Here is an 18,858-nt window from a genome sequence, read left to right as displayed (position 1 = left end):
ACCCGGGAAGGATCCGCCCCGGAAACCGGGGCGGATCCTTCCCGCCGATGGGTACTCAGGCCTCGGCCCGGCGTTCGGTGGCCGCCGGCCACGGGTTCACCCCGCGGTGCAGCCACTCGGCGGTGCCACGCCAGAACCCGTCCCGGTGCCGATCGTGGAAGAGCCCGAAGTGGCCGATCTCCTCGTGGCCCAACAGTGTCGGGTCCAGTTCCACCCGGGCGCGGTCGCTGCCCCGGTAGTACCCGAGCGTCCGTTCGAGGGCGGCGGGGGTGCCGAACTCGTCGTCCGTGGTGGCCACCGCCAGGATCGGTGCCCGCACGGCCGCGAACCGGCGCCGCACCTCGGCCCGCTCGCCGCGCGGGTAGCTGGACTCCATCGCGGCCCGGCGGAAGGCCCACTCGTGGGCCACACCCGCGGGCAGGTCCTCGAGCCAGCCGAGCCTGCGGCCGGGGAAGTACCCGTAGGCGGCGGTGAGCACCGGCATCGCCAGGTGCCACCTCGCGAGCAGGCCCACCCGGCTCCGGCGGGCGTAGTCGCGCCAGTACGCGTACTGGGCGCCGACGGTGAGCATCCGGTCCACGTGCACCGCACCGGCGGCGAACCCCGGCAGGAACCCGCCGATGCTGTGCCCGACCACGGCCAGCGGACGGTCCGGTTCCTGCGTCCGCGCGAACTCGACCGCCGCGTCGAAATCCTGCTCGCCCCACGCTCGCCACGGGATCGCGGCGCCGCGCAGCGTGCCGGGCGGCCGGGACTCGCCGATGCCGCGGTAGTCGTAGGTGAGCACCGGCGAGCCCAGCTCGGCCAGGAACCGCGCGTACCGGTGGTAGTAGCGGGCCAGCACCCCGGTGGCGCAATTGACGATCACCATCGGCGCGTCCGTAGCCGCGACCGCGGGATCGAACAGGTTCCCGCCCAGCACGACGCCGTCCCGGCACCCGAAGGTGACGGGACGGGTCGTGACCTCGGTTGATGTCACGCCAGCCGCTCGATCACCGTCGCATTCGCCATGCCGCCAGCCTCGCACATGGTCTGCAGACCGAAGCGGGCGCCACGTTGTTCCAGCGCGCCCACAAGGGTGGTGAGCAGCCGTGCGCCGCTGGCGCCGAGCGGGTGACCGAGGGCGAGCGCGCCGCCGTGCACGTTGACCCGGTCGAGGTCGGCGCCGGTCTCCTGTGCCCAGGCCAGCACCACCGAGGCGAAGGCCTCGTTCACCTCGAACAGGTCGATGTCCGCCAGCGCGAGCCCGGCCCGCCGCAGCACCCTCTCGGTGGCCGGGATGATCGCGGTGAGCATGTACAGCGGGTCGTCGCCCGCGACCGCGAAGCTGTGCAACCGCGCCAGCGGGGTGAGCCCGAGCCGGGCCGCGGTCTCGCTGGTGGTGATGAGCACCGCTGCGCTGCCGTCGCTGAGCGGGCTCGAGTTGCCCGCCGTGACTCCCCAGTCGATCTGCGGGAACCGCGTCGCCATCGCCTCGTCCGCGAATGCCGGACGCAGCGCCGCCAGCGACTCCGGCGTGCCGCCGGGGCGGATGGCCTCGTCGGTGCCGAGTTCGGGCAGTGTGGCGAGTTCCTTGGCGAAGGCGCCGCCGACGGTGGCGCGGTGCGCCTTCGCATGGCTCCGGAGCGCGAACTCGTCCATCTCGGCCCGCGAGATGCCCCAGCGCGCGGCGATCAGTTCGGCGCTGATGCCCTGGGGCACAAGCCCGTCCGGATAGCGCTCGGCGAACCGGGTGCCACGTGGATCGGCGCCCGCGCGGATATTCGACCCCATGGGGATGCGGCTCATCGACTCCACGCCGCAGGCGATCACCACGTCGTAGGCGCCGGAGATGACGCCCTGCGCGGCGAAGTGGACGGCCTGCTGGCTGCTGCCGCACTGCCGGTCGACGGTGGTGCCGGGCACCGATTCGGGGAAACCCGCGGCCAGCAGCGCCGTACGGGTGATGTTGGCGGCCTGCTGGTCGACCTGGGTGACGCAGCCGCCGATCACGTCGTCGACGAGCGCCGGGTCGATCCCGGTGCGATCGACGAGCGCGGTCAGGCTGTGCGCGAGCAGGTCCACCGGGTGGATCCCGTGCAGGGCGCCCCCCGGCTTGCCCTTGCCGATCGGGGTGCGGACGGCGGCGGCGATGACGGCGTCTCTCATGACTGCTCCTTCGTGGTGGCGCCGCCGAGGATTCGGCGGAGCTGGCGTGCTTGTCCGGCGAGTTCACCTGTCTCGGTGTGGAGTTCGGCCTCGTCCACGCACAGGTCGTCGGTCGCCCACGCGGTGCGGTGCCGCAGCCGGTACCAGCGCGAGGGTGGCGTTCCGGGTGGGAAGTGGGCGCTGAACTCGATGGTGGGGATCGGGACGGGCGCGGTGCGGGTGGCATACAGCCCGGGCGGCAGGGCGTCGAGCAGCACCGCCGCGGTCTCCTGTGGGGTGAGGTCGATGTCGGCGGTCAGGCGGATCCAGACGTCGAACTCCGGTGTCTCGCCGCCCGCGAACGGCCGCGCCGAGTTGATCGGCCGGATGTCGAGGTACTGCGAGAACGGCACGAAGTCGACCGGGATCTCCAGCGGGGGAAGTGTTTCCGGGTCCACGTCGGGCGGCGACACGGGACCGGGTGGCCAGGCCACGGTGGTGCCGGGGGACCGGGCCAGCCGAACGACCGCTGTCGCGGCGTCGCCGAGGCGCGCCCGGACGCCCGCCGAGCGTCCACCCATGACCACCTCCGCGTCGACGGTGAACGGTCCCGCGGCGACCGGGGCGTACAGGTGGGCGGTGACCGCGACCGGGGTGGCGTCGAGGGCGCGGGCGGCGCCGCGGAGCAGCGCGGCGACGACCAGGCCGCCGTGGATGCCGCCGAACCCCCGCCAGGACTCGTCGAAGCTCGTCGGGAACGCGGTGGTGGTGGTGGTGGTCATCGCAATACCTCCGCGGGCTCGGTGGCGGGGGCGGAGCGCTCCGGGGGCGAGGTGCGGGCGGTGATGCCGAGCGCGGCGGCGGCCGCGAGCGCCGAGACCGCCGCGACGGCCCACCAGGAATGCGTGAAAGCCGTTCGGGTGGACTCGAATCCGATGGGTGTGCCCAGGATGGCGACGAGGGCGCTGATGCCGATGACCGCGCCGATCTGCCGGTGCATGGAGACCACGGCGCTGCCGGTGGCCGCGCGATCCTGCGGCAGGCCCGCGGTGGCGGTGGCCAGGATGGTCGGCAGCGCCAGGCCGACACCGACGCCCGCGATCAGCCAGCCGGGCAGGATCTGCGTCGCGTAGGCCGGTTCCGGTCCGACGGACGCCGCCATGAGCACCGCGCCGCCGCCCCAGAGCAGGCAGCCGAGGGCGGCGATCCGGCCCGCGTCGACCCGGGAGGCGAGCCGCTGTGCGACGATCGCGAACACCGGCACCATCAGCGGGCCCGGCGCGATCGCCATGCCGGTGCGCGTCGCCGAGTAGCCCCAGACCGTCTGCATCCAGAGGATGGTCGCCAGCAGCGCGGCGGCGAACCCGGCGCTGAAGAGCAGCATCGCGGCGTTGGACCACGCGAAGCTGCGCACCCGGAGCATGGCGGGGTCGAGAATCGGTGCGCCGCCGCGGCCGTTCCGGATCCAGAACGCCGCACCCGACACGAGGGAGACCCCGAGCGCGCCGAGGACCCCCACGCTCGACCAGCCCCAGTCGGGCCCCTCGACCAGCGCGAGAGCGAGCGCCCCGACCGCCACGGTGAGCAGGGCGGCGGCGAGGACGTCGGGATGGTCGGCGTCGCGGTCGCGGGACTCGGGGATGGAGCGGGCCGCGAGCACGAGGAACGCGATCCCGATCGGGACGTTGATCAGGAACACCCAGCGCCAGGATGCGGCGACCAGGACGCCGCCGATCACGGGGCCTGCCGCGGCGGCGATGGCGCCTGCGGTGGCCCAGATGCGGACGGACGCGGAGCGGCGCTCGGCGGGCAGGACGGTGAGGATCAGGGCGAGGCTGGCCGGGGTGAGCAGCGCGGCACCGATGGCCTGGGCGGCGCGGAAACCGATGAGCGACCACAGGTTCGGGGCCAGCGCGCAGGCCGCACTCGCCGCGACGAACAGCCCGAGCCCGAGCAGGAATCCGCGGCGCCTGCCCACCTTGTCCGCCCAGCGTCCGAGCGGGATCAGCAGCGCGGCGTAGAGGATCGCGTAGCCGTTGAGGATCCAGCTCAGGTCCGCGAGGGAGTGGCCCGTGAAGTCGGCGCCGATCTCGTCGAACGCCACGTTGACGACGAACAGGTCGAGGCCTGCCAGGAAGCTCGCGCCGCAGAGCGCGAGGAGGACAGGTCCGGAGCGGACCGGCCGCGATAGCTGACTATGGAGTTCCATAGTCAGCACGCTACGAGCTGACTATGGATTACGCAAGCCAGGGGTACGATGACGCCATGGGAGCGATTCACCTGGAGGGTGTGCTGGCCGACCGGGACGCCTGGCGGGCCACGCGATGCTCGATCGGCAAGGCGATGGAGGTCATCGGCACCCGGTCGGCGATCCTCATCATGCGAGAGGCCTACTACGGCACAACGCGATTCGACGACTTCGCGGCCCGCGTCGGGATCACCGAGGCGGTCGCGTCGGCGCGGCTGCGCGAGCTCGCAGAGGCCGGGCTGCTCGAGCGCAGCCCCTACCGCGAGCCCGGGCAGCGCACCCGGCACGAGTACCTGCTCACCGAGATGGGGCGCGATCTGCTGCCCGCGGTGCTGGCGCTGATGCAGTGGGGCGACAAGTACCTGCAGGACGGCAAGGGCGCGCCGCTGGACCTGGTCGAGAACGACACCGGTGAGCCGGTACGGGTGGAGGTGCGCGGCGAGTCGGGACGCGCGATGCCGCTCGAGGGGCTGCGGATCCGCCCCGGCGAGCAGTATCGCCGCCATGTCGAAGAGCGCCGTCGGCGCCCGTGAGTGCTCGACGAGTTCCTGCACTCGCAAACCGCGCACGGGCGGCGGAGCCGCCTACAGCCAGAAGCGCATCAGATAGTTGCCGTACTCGGCCCAGATCGAAGGCACCCCGGACAGGCCGAACAGCCCGTAGATGGCGTCGAAGAACACCCGGTTGACCGACGGCACGAACAGGAACGCCACCAGGAACAGGATGCCCAGGCCCTTGTACTGGTCAAGGGAGCGGCGGGTCTGCGGGGACAGCGACGGCTCCAGCGCCCCGTACCCGTCCAGCCCCGGGATCGGGAGCAGGTTCAACACCGTCGCCATCACCTGCAGAAACGCCAGAAAGCTCAGGCCGTACCAGAAGACCTTGTGGTCGCTGCCGAGGCCGAAAAACCGGATGACCACCAGCAGCACCACCGCCGCGGCAGCATTGACCGCAGGACCGGCCAGTGAGATCTGCCGCTGCACCCGGGCAGGCAGGCCCGCGGTGCGCAGATAGACGGCGCCGCCGGGCAGCCCGATGCCGCCGAGAGCGATGAACAGCACCGGCAGCCCGATCGAGAGCAGCGGGTGGCTGTACTTGAGCGGGTTCAGCGTGAGGTACCCGCGGGCCTCCACCTCGTCGTCGCCGTGCCGCCACGCGGTGTAGGCGTGGCCGAACTCGTGCAGGCACACCGTCACCACCCAACCCGCGATGACCAGCAGGAAGACGCCGAAGTGCGCGAGCGTCGAGCGGGGCGCGGCGTTCCAGGACAGCACGCCGCCGAGCACGGCAAGCGCGAGCACGCCGTAGAAGACCGGGCTCGGGCGGATCGCGACCCTCCGAGTGGGGGCACCGGGAAAGGTCATGCGCCCAGTATCACCCGCATCCGCCTCGCGGCCGGCGAGGTGTGGCCGGATTCCTTCCGCTCGGGGCCGCCGAGCGGAAAGATGGCGGGTACGAACGTCGACCATTGCCCAGCTGGGGGTGTGATGTCGGGACGAGGAACGGGACACCCGCCGCACCTCGTCGCCCTGGTGCTCGCGGTGGGTGTGCTCCTGGCGGCAACGGGCTGCTCCTCCGGTTCCCCCGAAGGGCCCGCGACGGCAACCCCCACGTTCGGTCCGCCGCTGCCGGGCGGCGCGCAGGTCCTCGCACCGGTCAGCGGCGAGCCCTCAGCCGCGCCTGCACCGACGAGCTGCGACGCGACCGCCAGCCTGCGTCCCGGCCCGCCGATGCCGCCGGGGGCGATGCCGCCGGGCGGCCCGCTGGCCCGCATCGTCGAACGCGGCAGGCTCATCGTCGCGGTCGACCAGTCCACGAACCTGTTCAGCTACCGTGATCCCGATTCGGGTCAGATCGCCGGATTCGACGTCGATGTCGCGCGCGAGATCGCCCGCGACATCTTCGGGGACCCGTCGAAGGTCGAGTTCCAGGTCCGCGACACCGTCGATCGCGAGCCCGCGCTGCGGGACGGTTCGGTGGACCTCATCGTGAACGCCATGACGATCACCTGTGACCGCGCCGAGCGGATCGCCTTCTCGACCGTCTACCTGAACGCCGCGCAACGGATCCTGGTGACCGAGGGGTCGGGAATCGGCGGCGTCGCGGACCTCGCGGGTAAGCGGGTGTGCACCGTCCCCAACACCACCTCGCTGGCCAACCTGCAGCGGATCCAGCCCGCCGCCACCGTCCTCGCCACCGAAACCTGGGCGGATTGTCTTGTCGCACTGCAACAACGGCAGGTGGACGCGGCCACCGCGGATGACACCGAGCTGGCCGGTCTCGCGGCACAGGACCCGTACCTAGAGATCGTCGGGGGCAGCCTGGAACCCGAGCCGTACGGAGTCGGGGTCAACATCGCGGACGAGGAACTGGTCCGCTTCGTCAACGGGACGCTCGAGCGGATGCGTTCGGACGGGACCTGGACGAAGCTGTACGACCACTGGCTGTCCGTGCTCGGGCCCGCGCCAGCGCCGCCCGAACCGCGCTACCGCGACTAGCGGACGAGCAACCAGTCCTGCGGATGCCGATAGAAGCTGCACCGCTTCAGCGAGCGCGGCGTCGTGACGCCGTCGCGGGTGACGACCGCGGCCGTCGAGCCCGTCTGTACGGCGCGCGCGCTGGTCCACCTCGGGCCGAGGAATCCCCAGCCGCGGCCGACGGTGGCCCGGACGCCGGGAGCCTCCAGGGTCGGTGCGACCCGCACCGACCGGACGGTTCCGGAGAACAGTCGGGTCGAGTCCGCGTAGGTCTCGCCGACGAGCTCGCCGCCCTCCGGTCCGGTGATGGAGGCGAGCCCGACCAGCGCGGTGCCCGAATCGTCCCGGACCAGTGGCAGCGGCGCGGCCTGCCCCAGCACGGCCAGGTCGGCGGCGGGGGAGCCGGTGGGGAGCCGGTACAGCCGGGTGGCCGCGGTTCTCGTCGCGGTGACATAGGCCAGCTCGACGGAGAGCCGCTCGCTCCGCATCAGCCGGGTCAGCGCCGCGGCCAGGGCGGCGTCCTCGCCCACGACGATGAGTCGGGGCGCGGACGGGGAGCGCTCGCCCAGCTCGTCCAGCCGGGGGAGCAGCTCGTCGAAGTCCGGCTTGGTGGGGACGGCGGGCGCGGTGACCGTGGCGAGCTCCGCCAGCCGGGGCGGAATGGGCGCGTCACCGCAGGCGAGCACGAGACAGGTCAAGGTTCTGCTCCCGGTTCGGGTCGGCGGTCGACCGGAGGTCACATTCGTACAACCAGACGATACGAAGGTGTCATTCGGTCGACCAAACCGGGCACGCGGACATAACGAGTACCCCACTACTCGTGTCATCGGCTCATCACGGCAATAGCGTCGAAGTCAGCCGACCAACCGACCGGAGATCCCCATGCAGATCACGATGCCGACGACCCGCGACCACCCCGACACCCTTGCCCGAACCATCCGGTTCTGCAGGTCAGGCCTCGTCGCGGCGGCTGCCGAGCTGCGCGGTGAGGGCGGTGCCGGACGCGCGGCGGACCTCGAGGCGGCCCGGCACCTGCTCGACCTCGGGATCGGGCAGATGTGCACGCCGTCCGGACTGAACTCCCGGCGCTTCCAGGTCCAGCCGCGCGGCCTGCGAACCGGCAAGGCCAGGACCGACCGGCTCGTCGCGCGGGCCGACACCCTGCGGTTCACGGTGGACCTCCCGCCTGGTTCCGGCCCCGAATCGTGGGACGAGACGCTCACCGTGACCTGGTTCAACATGGCCACCCTCGAGGGCGGAACGCACCCGCTCGATCAGTTCACGGCCGAGAACCCACCGGAGCCGGCAGGCCGCTCGGCGCTGGTGCGGACCGGAGTCGGGGTGATCGTCGCCGCGATCGACGGCGCGGATGACGACGGGGGCACTTCGCATCGGCCCGGGTTCGTTCTCATAGCGGAGTAACGGCACTCTCATCGCTGAGTAACGGGGTTTCCGGCGCCAGAGCTTAGAATTTCGCAATGGTCTTCGCGTGGCCCACGGTGAATCGGGACGACGAGCTCCGCACCGTGGTGTCCACGTTGCGCAGTCGGCGGGGCCCGTGGGGCGCCGTGCTCACCGGGGACGCCGGGGTCGGCAAGACCACCCTGGCCAGGGCGGCAGTCGGTGCCTTCGCAGGCGAACGCCGTTGGGCCGCGGGCACGGAGTCGGCGCGCGCCGTTCCGCTCGGGGCGTTTGCCCACCTCGTCGGCGTGTCGAGCCCGATGGACGCGGCCTCGGTGTTGCGCGCGGCCCGTGAGCATCTCGTCGCCGACAGCGCCGACATCGTGATCGGTGTCGACGACGCACACCTGCTCGACCGGCTGTCCGCCACGTTCGTGCACCAGCTCGCCGTCAACCGGATCGCACCCCTCGTGGTCACCGTCCGAACGGGAGAGCCGGTGCCGGACGCGATCACCGCCCTGTGGAAGGACAACCTGCTCACCCGCGTGGAGCTGCCCCCGTTCACACGGGCGGAGGCGGTCTCGCTGGTCGAGACGGTGCTCGGCGGGCCGCTCGAGGAATCGAGCGCGAACCGGATCTTCGTGATGTCGGAGGGCAATCCGCTGTTCCTGCGGCACGTCGTCGAGGGCGCGCTGGAGGCGGGCACGCTGCGCGAGGTCGCCGGGGTGTGGCAGCTCCGCGGCGAGACCGTGATCAGCCCACACCTGAGCACGCTGATCGAGTCGCGGATCGATCACCTGGACCCCGAGCTCCGGCACGTGCTGGAACTGCTGGCGTTTCAGGAGCCCCTCTCGCTCGAGGTGCTCTCGAAGCTCAGTGCCCCCGAGACGGTCGAGGCGGCGGAGAACGCGGGCCTGGTGCGGGTGCGCCGCCGCGACGACTCCGGGCTGACGGTGAAGCTCGCGCACCCGCTGTACGGCGAGGTGGTGCGCGCAGGCACCGGCATCCTCGCCGCGCGCCGGCTGCGCGGTGAGATGGCGCGTCAGATCGCGGATCATCCGCCTGCACACGTGAGCGACCGGATCAGGTTGGCCGCCCTCGCGCTGGACAGCGACTCGCCCCCGGAGGCCGAGCTGCTGATCTCCGCGGCCAGGGACGCGCTCACGCTCGGTGAACTGGTCCTCGGTGAGCGGCTCGCGCGCGGGGCGATGGCGATGGGCGCCGGGTTCGCGGCGGCCCTTCCGCTCGCCCATTCGCTGGCCTGGCAGGGCCGCGGCACCGAGGCCGAGGCCGTGCTCGGCCCGATCGACACCAGCTCGCTCGGCGAGTTCGACCTGCTGCTGTGGTGCCTGCCCCGCTCGGCGAACCTGTTCTGGATGCTCGGAAGACCCGACGAGGCCGCCTCGGTGATGGCCTCGGTGCGTGCCAGGCTCACCCATCCGGCGGCGGTGAACCTGCTGGATGCGCTCGAGGCGATGTTCGCCGTGTACGCAGCGCAACCCGCGGCGGCGACGGCGAGCATCTACGGGGTGATCGACTCGCCCGTCGCACTGCCGCTCGCGAAGGCATGGGCGGGCGCGAGCGGGGCCCTGGCCACCGCGTACCTCGGCCGGTTCGACGAGGTCCCCTCGTTCGCCGAGCGCGGGCTGGCGGCGGCGGCGGAGTCCGAGACCGGGTTGCTGCGCTTCACCATCGGGCTCGGCCAGGTGTACACGCAGACGATGTCTGGCGAGCTGACCGCGGCGGAGGAGCTCGCGCGGCACTATGTCGACTTCGCTGAGATGCAGCAGCCGGGCCGCTCGCTCGGTGGCGTGCTGCTGGGCCGGGTGCTGTTCGTCAAGGGCTCATTGGCCGCGGCGGAGACCGAATTCCGCCAGGCGGCAGCGGTTCTCGAGGGAACCGGTTATTCGTGGGCCTTCCTGTCCGCGGCGTTCCTGTGCCAGTCCCTCGCCGCGCTCGGCCGGGCCGCGGACGCCCGCGAGGAGTTGGTGCGCGCCGAGCGCCTGTTCGGCGCGAACACCGAGGTGTTCCGGTCCGACCTGGAGCTGACCAGGGCATGGGTCGCGGCCAGCGAGTCGGACACCCGGCGCGCGATCGCCCATGCCCGGGCAGGCGCCGACGCCGCGGCCGGGTCGGAACTGCTCGCGCAGGAGGCGGTGTGCCTGTACCTGGCCACCCGGTTCGGGGATGCCACCACCGCACCGCGCCTGGCGGAGCTCGCCGAGCGGGTCCCCAGCGCCCTGATCAGGGCCGCCGCCGCCCACGCGAGGGCGTTGGCGGACGGCGACGGGGCGGCGCTGGACACCATCGCCGGGAAGGTGGAGGAGGCGGGCGCCCTGCTCTCGGCCGCGGACGCGGCGGCGCAGGCGGCGGCGGCACACGCGAGCGCAGGGAACCGCCGCGCCGAACTCGCCTCGACCGCCAACGCCAAGCGGCTCGCCGACCTCTGCGGGGCCACGACGCCCGCACTCGCGGTGGTCGCGAAGCCGCTGCCGCTGACCGAGCGGGAGCGGGAGGTCGCGTCGATGGTGGCGCTCGGCCTGTCCAACAAGGACATCGCGGATCGCCTCGTGGTCTCCGTCCGCACGGTCGAGGGTCACATCTACCGCTCGTGTACCAAGCTCAACGTGGCGGACCGAGCCGCGCTGGCGGACGCCGTCCGGGTGGGAAGCAAGTAGTGCACTACGCGCGCCGTTCCTGGGCGTAGGCGACACAATGGAAGGGACAACAACCGCCCCTTCCGATGAACGGAGCCGCAATGCGGCGATCCCAGCGCAGAAGGCTCGATCCTGCGCGTCTCGACGGTGCCGCCTTCGCGACGCCCGCCCCCGGGCAGTCCGTCTCGCGACAGGCCCGGTTCGAGACCGTCCCCTTCCACACCACGGAGGATGAGCCGCGCGAGCTCAACCTCAAACACCTGCTGCCGGGGTCGACCGTCCCTGGCGAGGGGCCGGTGCTGTTGATCGGCGGCACCAGTGTCCGCGCCGACATCTTCTCGCCGCCGACGGAGGACACGCTGCCGGAGTTCCTCGCCCGCGCCGGCTACGACGTCTGGATCCTCAACTGGCGGGCCAGCATCGACTTCGCCCCTAGCGAATACCACCTCGACGACGCGGCGGTGTACGACCACCCCGCCGCGGTACGGACGGTGCTGGAGCGGACCGGAGCCGAGACCCTCAAGGCGGTGGTGCACTGCCAGGGCTCGACCAGTTTCATGATGTCCATCGTCTCCGGCCTGCTCCCGGAAGTGACCACGGTGGTGAGCAATTCGGTGGCGTTGCACCCGCAACTGACCTCCCTGTCGTTCCTGAAGCTGCCACTCGCCGTCGCCACCTTCGGCAAGGTGATGCCCTACTTCAATCCGCAGTGGGGTCTGCACGCACCCGGGTTCTGGCCCAAGGTGTTCGACTGGGCGGTGCGGGCGACGCACCACGAATGCAACAACGCGGTGTGCAAGCACAGCAGCTTCACCTACGGCAGCGCCTTCCCGACGTTGTGGTCGCACGAGAACCTGGACGAGGCGACCCACGAGTGGATCAAGGGCGAGTTCGGGTTCGTCCCGGTCACCTTCTTCGCGCAGATGGCCGAGTGCGCCGCCGCAGGCCATCTGGTGACGATGGGCAACTACCCGGATGTGCTGCCGAGCGACCTGTTCGCGCAGGAGCCGCAGACCGATGCCCGGTTCGCCTTCATGACCGGCGACCAGAACAACACCTTCCTGCCCTCGGGAATGGCGAAGACCTTCGACTACTTCGAGCGGATCGCGCCGGGGCGCCACGTGTTCCAGCAGATGCACGGGTACGGGCACCTCGACGTGTTCCTCGGCAGGCACGCCGCGCGGGACGTCTTCCCCTTCATCCTCGACGAACTGAACAGGGGCTGACGATGCCGCGTTCGCTGCTGTGGAGCCACCTGCTGCTGTTGCTCTGCGCCTCGCTGCTCATGGGGGCCGGACTGGCCGCAGAACTCTCCGACGAGGCCACCGGTCCGCGGCCGCTGCCCGACGGCTGGTTCCTCGCGCTCTGGCTGATCGCGTTGCTGACCGGGCTGCTGATGATGGGCACCGAATGGCTCAGCGGCCTCGGCTGGCCCTCGCGGGTCGCGGTGGTCGCGGGGGTGGCCGCGACGGCCATCGCGTACAAGACCGACTCGCTCAGCTCCGTCGCGGTGGTCCTGTGGTTCGTCCAGTGGGCGGCGGTGGCGTACTGGTTCTATCGGCTCGCCTTCGACGCCAGGGCCGACCGGTGAGCGGGCCGTCGGAGCGGCCCGTCGCCGGGATCCGCTTCGGGGAGACGATGACCGGGCAGATCACGCTCGGTGAGACCGACCCGAGGTCGGGGTATCGCAATCCGGGCGCGTTCGGTGTCGTGGTGCGCGGGACCATCCACATCGAGGACCTGGGCGCGTTTCTCGACGACCCGCGCCACGAGGCGCGGCTGTCCGGCGAGGTCGACATCCCGTCGCTCGGTGGCCGATTCGAGTCCGACTCGGGACGCTTCGGCCTGTTCACCCCGACAGAGCAGGCCCGGATGACCCACATGGTCTACGAGTTGGGTGTGGACGTCGGTGGGGTCAGGCACTGGTTCCGGGGCCACAAGGAGATCCGGGTCGCCGGTCCGTGGCGGCTGTGGCCCGCCACCACCACGCTGTTGGTGACCCTGCACGAGGGGGATCGCGAGGGACCGGTGGTGGCGGCGGGCATCCTGCGGCTGCGCCTGACCGCCTTCACGGCGCTGCTCGGTTCGCTGACCGTGACAGGTGGCGTGTCGATGTGGCGCCGGTGGGCGGCCTCGGGGCGGTTCACCGCGTTCTTCGCGGGCGGACTGATCTCCACCTACCTGCTGCGGCGGCGGGCATGACGGTGCCGTACCGGATGGACGCCGGGCGGCTCACGATCAGCCCGCAGCGCAAGGTGGGCTGGTTCGAGGCCCGGCAGCTCGTCGCCCTCGGCGCGCGGGCCGTCGCCGCGTCCGTGATCGGTTCGATGAGCGGGCGCCGCGAGATCATGGCCGCGCTCGAGGCCGAACCGGCATTCTGTGCGGATTGCTCGGGCGCGGAAGAGATCTGGCTGGACTACATGGCGGACACCGGCGACGGCTGGAACGCCACCGCCTCCGTCGCCTGGCTGCTCGGCCGGGACGGACTGGTCGTCGCGGAACCGGGCGCCCCGGTACCGCAGCCGGTGCCGGCCGACTGCCGGACCGAGGGGCTGCCGACCGCGGGTCCCGGGCAGACGGTGCTGCCCGCGGGCGAGGTGCTGTTGCTGGGTGGTGACCAGGTCTACCCCGCGGGATCGCGTCAGGAGTACCAGCACCGGCTGGTCGATCCGATGCGCAGCACCCGGATCGCGCACCCGCGGGGGCGCAGTCTCTTCGCCATCCCCGGGAACCACGACTGGTACGACGGCCTCACCAGCTTCATCCGGCAGTTCTGTCAATCACCCGACGGCAGAACCTGGTTCGGCGCCTGGGAGGCACAGCAGCGACGCAGCTACTACGCGCTGCGGTTGCCGCACCGGTGGTGGGTCTGGGGCGTGGACACCGCTCTGGAGGACGACCTGGACCCGCCGCAGTACGACTACTTCCGGGCCCGCGCGCAGCAGCTCGAGCCCGGCGACCGGGTGATCCTCTGCGTCCCGAACCCGACCTGGATCGACGATGCCGCAGCCGGAACTCCCGGTGGCCGAGTGGATTCCGCGACCGCCACGAAGCTCGACGTCATCATGGACCTGGCCCGCAGACCCGACCGCGACATCGAGGTGCCGTTGGTCCTCAGCGGCGACCACCACCACTACGTGCGCCACCACGGCACGGTGGGGGAGCAGGAACGCCACTACATCGTGTGCGGCGGGGGCGGCGCCTTCACCCAGGGCACGATCGGCACGCCGGTGGACGTGTCCATGTCGGACGGGCCCTCCTACGTCGGCTCGGCCCGATTGCAGGCGGCCTTCCCGACGGAGCGACAGTCCGTTCGGCTGCGACGCGGGGTGTTGGGCTTTCCGGCCTCGAACGTCTTCTTCACCGCCGTGCTCACGGTGTTGTCCGGGTTCGCCGCGATGCTGCTGGGAGCGGGCGGCGGCAACGAGGGGATCCTGGGCGGCGTTCTCGGCACCCTGCAGGGGTTCGGACCGGCCGCGGTGTGCCTCGCCATCGTCGCCGCCTTCTCGGCGTTCGCGGTCAGCGGCCGCGCACCCGGGATGCCCCCGGCCGCCGCGGGCGCGGTCGGCGGGGCGCACGCGCTGCTCCTGCTGGCGGGCGGATTCCTGCTCGTGCGGGCGGTGCTGAAGGCCGGCCTCGCCTGGTGGTTCAGCGTCCCGATCTCGTTGGCCGCGCTCTACATGTACTGCGGCACGCTCTTCGGGCTGTACCTGTTCCTGAGCCACAAGGTGCTGGGCATGCACAAGCTGGAGGTCTATTCCGCACAGGGCATCGAGGGTTACAAGTCCTTCCTCCGGATCCACATCTCCGCCCAGGGGCTGCGTGTCCATCCGATCGGCCTGCGCGCACCGTCGACCGGCTGGGTGGCGGCGCCCGGCGTGGAGTCCCGCGACGACCCGGCACCGCGGGGTCGGTTCCGCCGGACCGGGTCGGTGAGCCTGGACCTCCCGGACGGCTGTCAGCGGGTCATCGACCCGGTCGAACCGCTGCGCCCGCACCTGATCGAGGCGCCGTTCCTGATCCCCAACGGCGCCGTGCCCGATCCCACGCCGTCCGCCGTGCGCGCGCCGGGCGGTTCGCCGTGATGTACGACGTGGTGGTCGTGGGCAGCGGGTTCGGTGGCGCGGTCGCGGCGTGCCGGCTCGCGGCGGCGGGGCGCAGCGTGCTGGTGCTCGAACGGGGCAGGCGATGGGAACCGGAGGACTATCCGCGCAGGCCCGGCGACGCGTGGCTGTTCGATCCCCGCGCCCCGCATCGGCGCAACGGCTGGATGGAGCTGCGGTTCCTGGATCAGATGGTCGTCGCGCAGGGCGCGGGGGTCGGCGGGGGATCGCTGATCTACGCGAACGTGTGCATCGACGCCAGGCCGGAGGCGTTCGACTCCGGCTGGCCGGCCGCGATCACGGCGCGGGAGATGACGCCGTACTACCGCGACGTCGCCGAGATGCTGACCCCGATGGAGATCCCCGCGGGTCAGCACACCGCCCGGCTCGAGCTGATGCGGCGGGCAGCGGACGCCATAGGCGAGGGCCAGCGCTTTCAGAAGGTGCCCTTGGCGATCCGGTTCGACCCGGGCTTCACGCCCTCGCCCGCGGAGACACCCGAGTACGAGAGGTCGGTCGCGGCGCCCAACGCCCAGGGCCGCGAGCAGGGCACCTGCGTGCACTGCGGCAGCTGCGACGTCGGGTGTCCCACGCGGGCGAAGAACACCCTCGACCTGAACTATCTCGCGGCGGCGGAGGATGCCGGTGCCGTCATCGCGCCGCTGTCCCTGGCGCGGTACCTCTCGCGGGAGGACGAGGGCTGGCGGGTGCATTTCGATCACCTGGACGGCGGTCGTCGCAGGCCCGACTCGGTGACGGCACGCCGGGTGATCCTCGCCGCCGGGTCGCTCGGGTCGACGGAACTGTTGCTGCGCTCGCGCGACGAGTACCGGACGGTGCGGGAACTGCCGCGTGCCCTCGGTCGCGGATGGAGCTCGAACGGAGACTTCCTCACCCCCGCCGGGTACGGCCGCACGTCGGTCGCGCCGACCTCCGGTCCCACGATCACCTCGGCCATCGACTTCCTCGACGGTTCGCGGGGCGGGCGGTACTTCGTGGAGGACGGCGGGATCCCGAACCTGCTGCGGAACTGTTTCGAGCAGCGGCTGCGCGACGGCGTCGGCTCCCCGTTGCGTCGTCGCATGTGGCTGCGCCTGTCGCAGGCAGGCGCGTTCGACTCGGTGATGCCGTGGTTCGGTCAGTCGGTCGACGCGGCGGACGGCTCCTTCTACCTCGGTCGTGGCCGGGTGCGGCCGTGGCGCCGGGTGGTGAAGCTGGACTGGAATCCGCACCGCTCCGAGACGGTGATCGGGGCCATGGCCGAGATGCACGGGCTGCTGACCGAGGCGACCGGGGGCAAGCCCAACCCGTTGCTGACCTGGAAGCGGTTTCGGGCCCTGGTGACGCCGCACCCGCTGGGCGGATGCAACATGGCGGCGTCGCCCGCGGCGGGGGTCGTCGATCACGCGTGCCGGGTGTTCGGGCAGGACGGGCTCTACATCATGGACGGCGCGGTGATACCGCGGGCGATCGGCAGGAACCCGTCGAAGACGATCGCCGCGGTCGCGGAACGCGCGGTCGCCCTGCTGCTCGCGGAGGACTGATCGCGGCGCGAACGGGCGGGTAGTGGACTACTGGTGCCGATGTCGGTGGGCAGTGTCACGATGGAGTCAGCGCGAACGATAGACATGTGGGACGGATGAACCGAGGTGACTCCGATGACATGCATGACCGTCAGGGTGGTCAACACGACCAACGAGGAACTGCTGCTCGACAATGGGCCGCCGAGCCCTGTGCAGCCGCCACCCCCGCGGCGGATCGGCCCGCACGCGACCGACGAGTTCCGGACGGACACCGACCTGTGTTATCTGCTCGGCGGCGATCCGGACCGGGCGATCTTCATGCAGCTCAACGGTGCCGTCTGGGCGCCGCCCACCTCTTCGATCCGGGCCGCCGCAGGCCCGTCCGCGCTCGAGGTCGAGGTCAGCACCGCACCGTGGGTGCACGCGCCGCACGCCATATGACAGGACGAGCCCATGGGCTCAGTTCGCTGCGCGCAGCGCGCCGAACAGGCCGTCCTTTCCTCCCCGGGGCCAGCGGTGAATACAGCGCGTCGGCGTCGCCGAGGCTTTCGCCGTTCCCGAACAGCAGGCCCCACAGGCCCTCGACGGCCAGCGGCTCACCGGCGTCGTCGCGGAGATAGTCGACGAATTCTCCGGTGGCGTCGTCGAAGGCGAGGTGGCCGGCGCCTGCGAAGTTGCCGACGAGGAGCTTGCCTGCCAGTGCGCCGAACTCGTCGGGGCCGCTGTGGCGGACGATCTGTCCGTCGGCGCCCTGTTCGGTCCATCCGGAGATGGCCGGAGTCGGTGGCGAAAAGGAAGCGGGCGGTGTCGTCCTGGGGCCCTTCCAGGCGTGGGCAGCAATATTGATTAGCCTTGCCTCACCATGGTCGATTGTCAGCGAAATCCGGGTTCTGGTGACGTGGTTGGCAGCTGCGTCGGTCGGCTGGACTAAACTGTCCTTTCGGCCACTGTCCATGGACGGCTGGCCTCTGCGCTGCGACATGCACAGATGCCCGTCAACCGTAGGAGTCAACGTCATGCCGGCAATCGTCCTGATCGGAGCCCAGTGGGGCGACGAGGGCAAGGGCAAAGCTACCGATCTACTGGGCGGACGCCTGCAGTGGGTGGTGCGCTACCAGGGCGGTAACAACGCGGGTCACACCGTTGTCCTGCCGAACGGCGACAAGTTCGCGCTGCACCTGATCCCGTCGGGCATCCTGACCCCCGGCGTGACCAACGTGATCGGCAACGGCGTCGTGGTCGACCCGGGCGTGCTGCTGACCGAGCTCGCGGGCCTCGAGGAGCGCAACGTCGACACCAGTCGGCTGCTGCTCTCGGCCGATGCGCACCTGATCATGCCGTACCACGTGGCCATCGACAAGGTGACTGAACGCTTCTTGGGCGCCAAGAAGATCGGCACCACGGGCCGCGGAATCGGGCCCTGCTACCAGGACAAGATCGCCCGCGTCGGCGTGCGTGTCGCGGACGTCCTCGACGAGAAGATCCTCACCCAGAAGGTCGAGGCGGCCCTGGAGTACAAGAACCAGGTCCTGGTCAAGATCTACAACCGCAAGGCGCTCGACGCGCAGCAGGTCGTCGACGAGGTGCTCGGCCAGGCCGAGGGCTTCAAGCACCGGATCGCCGACACCCGGCTGCAGCTGAACCAGGCGCTCGAGGCGGGCGAGACCGTGCTGCTCGAGGGGTCGCAGGGCACGCTGCTCGACGTCGACCACGGCACCTACCCGTACGTGACCTCGTCCAACCCCACTTCCGGTGGTGCGGCGGTCGGTTCGGGTATCGGGCCCACCAAGATCACCACGGTCCTCGGCATCCTCAAGGCGTACACCACCCGTGTCGGCTCCGGTCCGTTCCCGACCGAGCTGTTCGACAACCACGGCGAGTACCTGGCCAAGCAGGGCGGCGAGGTCGGCGTCACCACCGGTCGTGCGCGGCGCACCGGCTGGTTCGATGCCGTGATCGCCCGTTACGCAACGCGCGTCAATGGCATCACCGACTACTTCCTCACCAAGCTGGACGTGCTGAGCAGCCTGGACACCGTGCCGATCTGTGTCGCCTACGAGATCGACGGCGTGCGATACGAGGAAATGCCGATGTCGCAGACCGAGGTTCACCACGCGAAGCCGATCTACGAGGAGATGCCGGGCTGGTGGGAGGACATCTCGCACGCCCGCACCTTCGAGGAGCTGCCGGTGAACGCGCAGAACTACGTGCTGCGGCTCGAGGAGCTCTCGGGCGCCTACATCTCCTGCATCGGTGTCGGCCCCGGCCGGGACGAGACCATCGTCCGCCGCGAGGTCCTCAGGTAGGACCCACGGCCCGGGC

At 71.1% G+C, this 18,858-nt stretch carries 18 protein-coding genes; 11 read left to right on the top strand and 7 right to left on the bottom strand.

The annotated features are described in order from the left end of the window. Positions 1 to 55 precede the first annotated feature (55 nt). The 4 genes from ABIC28_RS16175 to ABIC28_RS16160 are packed head-to-tail and all read right to left on the bottom strand — an operon-like array spanning position 56 to position 4,336. Complete coding sequence (locus tag ABIC28_RS16175) at positions 56 to 979, bottom strand: alpha/beta hydrolase family protein (RefSeq protein ID WP_209928482.1); 924 nt, start codon at positions 977 to 979, stop codon at positions 56 to 58. Further along, positions 976 to 2,148, bottom strand: coding sequence for a thiolase family protein (locus ABIC28_RS16170; protein ID WP_209928484.1), 1,173 nt, complete (start codon positions 2,146 to 2,148; stop codon positions 976 to 978). Before ABIC28_RS16170 ends, ABIC28_RS16175 begins: the two co-directional genes overlap by 4 nt. Next, a complete protein-coding gene (locus ABIC28_RS16165; RefSeq protein ID WP_354579781.1) occupies positions 2,145 to 2,909 on the bottom strand; it encodes a thioesterase family protein in 765 nt (254 codons plus the stop codon). The genes ABIC28_RS16170 and ABIC28_RS16165 overlap by 4 nt, the downstream gene beginning before the upstream one ends. Further along, the gene (locus ABIC28_RS16160; protein ID WP_097210070.1) at positions 2,906 to 4,336 is read right to left on the bottom strand and encodes a DHA2 family efflux MFS transporter permease subunit; all 1,431 of its coding nucleotides are present in this window, start codon (positions 4,334 to 4,336) and stop codon (positions 2,906 to 2,908) included. The genes ABIC28_RS16165 and ABIC28_RS16160 overlap by 4 nt, the downstream gene beginning before the upstream one ends. A gap of 56 nt (positions 4,337 to 4,392) precedes the next feature. On the opposite strand from ABIC28_RS16160, the gene ABIC28_RS16155 reads away from it, so the two are divergent. Beyond that, entirely contained in the window at positions 4,393 to 4,908 is a 516-nt protein-coding gene (locus ABIC28_RS16155; RefSeq protein WP_354579778.1) for a winged helix-turn-helix transcriptional regulator, read from the top strand. A 51-nt stretch (positions 4,909 to 4,959) separates the two neighbouring features. Here the strand turns inward: ABIC28_RS16155 and ABIC28_RS16150 are convergent, their stop codons facing one another. Beyond that, positions 4,960 to 5,739 carry a site-2 protease family protein gene (locus tag ABIC28_RS16150; protein WP_097210072.1) on the bottom strand — a complete coding sequence of 260 codons (780 nt, stop codon included), beginning with the start codon at positions 5,737 to 5,739 and terminating at the stop codon, positions 4,960 to 4,962. 123 nt (positions 5,740 to 5,862) lie between these two features. Here ABIC28_RS16150 and ABIC28_RS16145 point away from each other — a divergent pair, with 123 nt between their 5' ends. Further along, positions 5,863 to 6,873, top strand: coding sequence for a glutamate ABC transporter substrate-binding protein (locus ABIC28_RS16145; protein ID WP_354579776.1), 1,011 nt, complete (start codon positions 5,863 to 5,865; stop codon positions 6,871 to 6,873). Here the strand turns inward: ABIC28_RS16145 and ABIC28_RS16140 are convergent. Further along, positions 6,870 to 7,550 carry a hypothetical protein gene (locus ABIC28_RS16140; RefSeq protein ID WP_245221142.1) on the bottom strand — a complete coding sequence of 227 codons (681 nt, stop codon included), beginning with the start codon at positions 7,548 to 7,550 and terminating at the stop codon, positions 6,870 to 6,872. The genes ABIC28_RS16145 and ABIC28_RS16140 overlap by 4 nt on opposite strands. A 184-nt stretch (positions 7,551 to 7,734) precedes the next feature. Here ABIC28_RS16140 and ABIC28_RS16135 point away from each other — a divergent pair, with 184 nt between their 5' ends. From ABIC28_RS16135 to ABIC28_RS16100, 8 genes are all read left to right on the top strand, one after another. After that, positions 7,735 to 8,274, top strand: coding sequence for a hypothetical protein (locus ABIC28_RS16135; protein ID WP_097210075.1), 540 nt, complete (start codon positions 7,735 to 7,737; stop codon positions 8,272 to 8,274). Between the two features lie 56 nt (positions 8,275 to 8,330). Further along, positions 8,331 to 10,931, top strand: coding sequence for a helix-turn-helix transcriptional regulator (locus ABIC28_RS16130; RefSeq protein WP_354579773.1), 2,601 nt, complete (start codon positions 8,331 to 8,333; stop codon positions 10,929 to 10,931). Between the two features lie 80 nt (positions 10,932 to 11,011). Beyond that, on the top strand, positions 11,012 to 12,136 hold the full coding sequence (locus tag ABIC28_RS16125; protein ID WP_269588475.1) for an alpha/beta hydrolase family protein: 1,125 nt from the start codon (positions 11,012 to 11,014) through the stop codon (positions 12,134 to 12,136). A gap of 2 nt (positions 12,137 to 12,138) precedes the next feature. Beyond that, positions 12,139 to 12,501 carry a hypothetical protein gene (locus ABIC28_RS16120; RefSeq protein ID WP_097210077.1) on the top strand — a complete coding sequence of 121 codons (363 nt, stop codon included), beginning with the start codon at positions 12,139 to 12,141 and terminating at the stop codon, positions 12,499 to 12,501. After that, entirely contained in the window at positions 12,498 to 13,112 is a 615-nt protein-coding gene (locus tag ABIC28_RS16115) for a hypothetical protein (RefSeq protein ID WP_354579770.1), read from the top strand. The genes ABIC28_RS16120 and ABIC28_RS16115 overlap by 4 nt, the downstream gene beginning before the upstream one ends. Continuing rightward, positions 13,109 to 14,995 carry a metallophosphoesterase family protein gene (locus ABIC28_RS16110; protein WP_354579768.1) on the top strand — a complete coding sequence of 629 codons (1,887 nt, stop codon included), beginning with the start codon at positions 13,109 to 13,111 and terminating at the stop codon, positions 14,993 to 14,995. Before ABIC28_RS16115 ends, ABIC28_RS16110 begins: the two co-directional genes overlap by 4 nt. After that, positions 14,995 to 16,557, top strand: coding sequence for a GMC oxidoreductase (locus ABIC28_RS16105; RefSeq protein ID WP_354579766.1), 1,563 nt, complete (start codon positions 14,995 to 14,997; stop codon positions 16,555 to 16,557). The genes ABIC28_RS16110 and ABIC28_RS16105 overlap by 1 nt, the downstream gene beginning before the upstream one ends. Before the next feature lie 114 nt (positions 16,558 to 16,671). After that, positions 16,672 to 16,977 carry a hypothetical protein gene (locus tag ABIC28_RS16100; RefSeq protein ID WP_143548372.1) on the top strand — a complete coding sequence of 102 codons (306 nt, stop codon included), beginning with the start codon at positions 16,672 to 16,674 and terminating at the stop codon, positions 16,975 to 16,977. Here the strand turns inward: ABIC28_RS16100 and ABIC28_RS16095 are convergent. Continuing rightward, a complete protein-coding gene (locus ABIC28_RS16095) occupies positions 16,937 to 17,554 on the bottom strand; it encodes a hypothetical protein (RefSeq protein WP_354579763.1) in 618 nt (205 codons plus the stop codon). The genes ABIC28_RS16100 and ABIC28_RS16095 overlap by 41 nt on opposite strands. On the opposite strand from ABIC28_RS16095, the gene ABIC28_RS16090 reads away from it, so the two are divergent. Next, the gene (locus ABIC28_RS16090; RefSeq protein WP_077040487.1) at positions 17,553 to 18,842 is read left to right on the top strand and encodes an adenylosuccinate synthase; all 1,290 of its coding nucleotides are present in this window, start codon (positions 17,553 to 17,555) and stop codon (positions 18,840 to 18,842) included. The genes ABIC28_RS16095 and ABIC28_RS16090 overlap by 2 nt on opposite strands. Positions 18,843 to 18,858 lie beyond the last annotated feature (16 nt).

It is taken from the genome of Rhodococcus sp. PvR044 (assembly GCF_040548995.1).
Classification (GTDB): domain Bacteria; phylum Actinomycetota; class Actinomycetes; order Mycobacteriales; family Mycobacteriaceae; genus Rhodococcus_G; species Rhodococcus_G oryzae.
Note: the sequence above shows the minus strand (reverse complement) of the source record. Positions and strands in the feature narration are given on the sequence as shown.

Bases quoted from the DNA above. Each gene is read 5' to 3' on its own strand.
- ABIC28_RS16170 (WP_209928484.1), bottom strand. From the start codon at position 2,148: ATGAGAGACGCCGTCATCGCCGCCGCCGTCCGCACCCCGATCGGCAAG.
- ABIC28_RS16120 (WP_097210077.1), top strand. From the start codon at position 12,139: ATGCCGCGTTCGCTGCTGTGGAGCCACCTGCTGCTGTTGCTCTGCGCC.
- ABIC28_RS16130 (WP_354579773.1), top strand. From the start codon at position 8,331: ATGGTCTTCGCGTGGCCCACGGTGAATCGGGACGACGAGCTCCGCACC.
- ABIC28_RS16110 (WP_354579768.1), top strand. From the start codon at position 13,109: ATGACGGTGCCGTACCGGATGGACGCCGGGCGGCTCACGATCAGCCCG.
- ABIC28_RS16090 (WP_077040487.1), top strand. From the start codon at position 17,553: ATGCCGGCAATCGTCCTGATCGGAGCCCAGTGGGGCGACGAGGGCAAG.
- ABIC28_RS16100 (WP_143548372.1), top strand. From the start codon at position 16,672: ATGACATGCATGACCGTCAGGGTGGTCAACACGACCAACGAGGAACTG.
- ABIC28_RS16145 (WP_354579776.1), top strand. From the start codon at position 5,863: ATGTCGGGACGAGGAACGGGACACCCGCCGCACCTCGTCGCCCTGGTG.
- ABIC28_RS16160 (WP_097210070.1), bottom strand. From the start codon at position 4,336: ATGGAACTCCATAGTCAGCTATCGCGGCCGGTCCGCTCCGGACCTGTC.
- ABIC28_RS16135 (WP_097210075.1), top strand. From the start codon at position 7,735: ATGCAGATCACGATGCCGACGACCCGCGACCACCCCGACACCCTTGCC.
- ABIC28_RS16165 (WP_354579781.1), bottom strand. From the start codon at position 2,909: ATGACCACCACCACCACCACCGCGTTCCCGACGAGCTTCGACGAGTCC.
- ABIC28_RS16125 (WP_269588475.1), top strand. From the start codon at position 11,012: ATGCGGCGATCCCAGCGCAGAAGGCTCGATCCTGCGCGTCTCGACGGT.
- ABIC28_RS16155 (WP_354579778.1), top strand. From the start codon at position 4,393: ATGGGAGCGATTCACCTGGAGGGTGTGCTGGCCGACCGGGACGCCTGG.
- ABIC28_RS16095 (WP_354579763.1), bottom strand. From the start codon at position 17,554: ATGACGTTGACTCCTACGGTTGACGGGCATCTGTGCATGTCGCAGCGC.
- ABIC28_RS16150 (WP_097210072.1), bottom strand. From the start codon at position 5,739: ATGACCTTTCCCGGTGCCCCCACTCGGAGGGTCGCGATCCGCCCGAGC.
- ABIC28_RS16105 (WP_354579766.1), top strand. From the start codon at position 14,995: ATGTACGACGTGGTGGTCGTGGGCAGCGGGTTCGGTGGCGCGGTCGCG.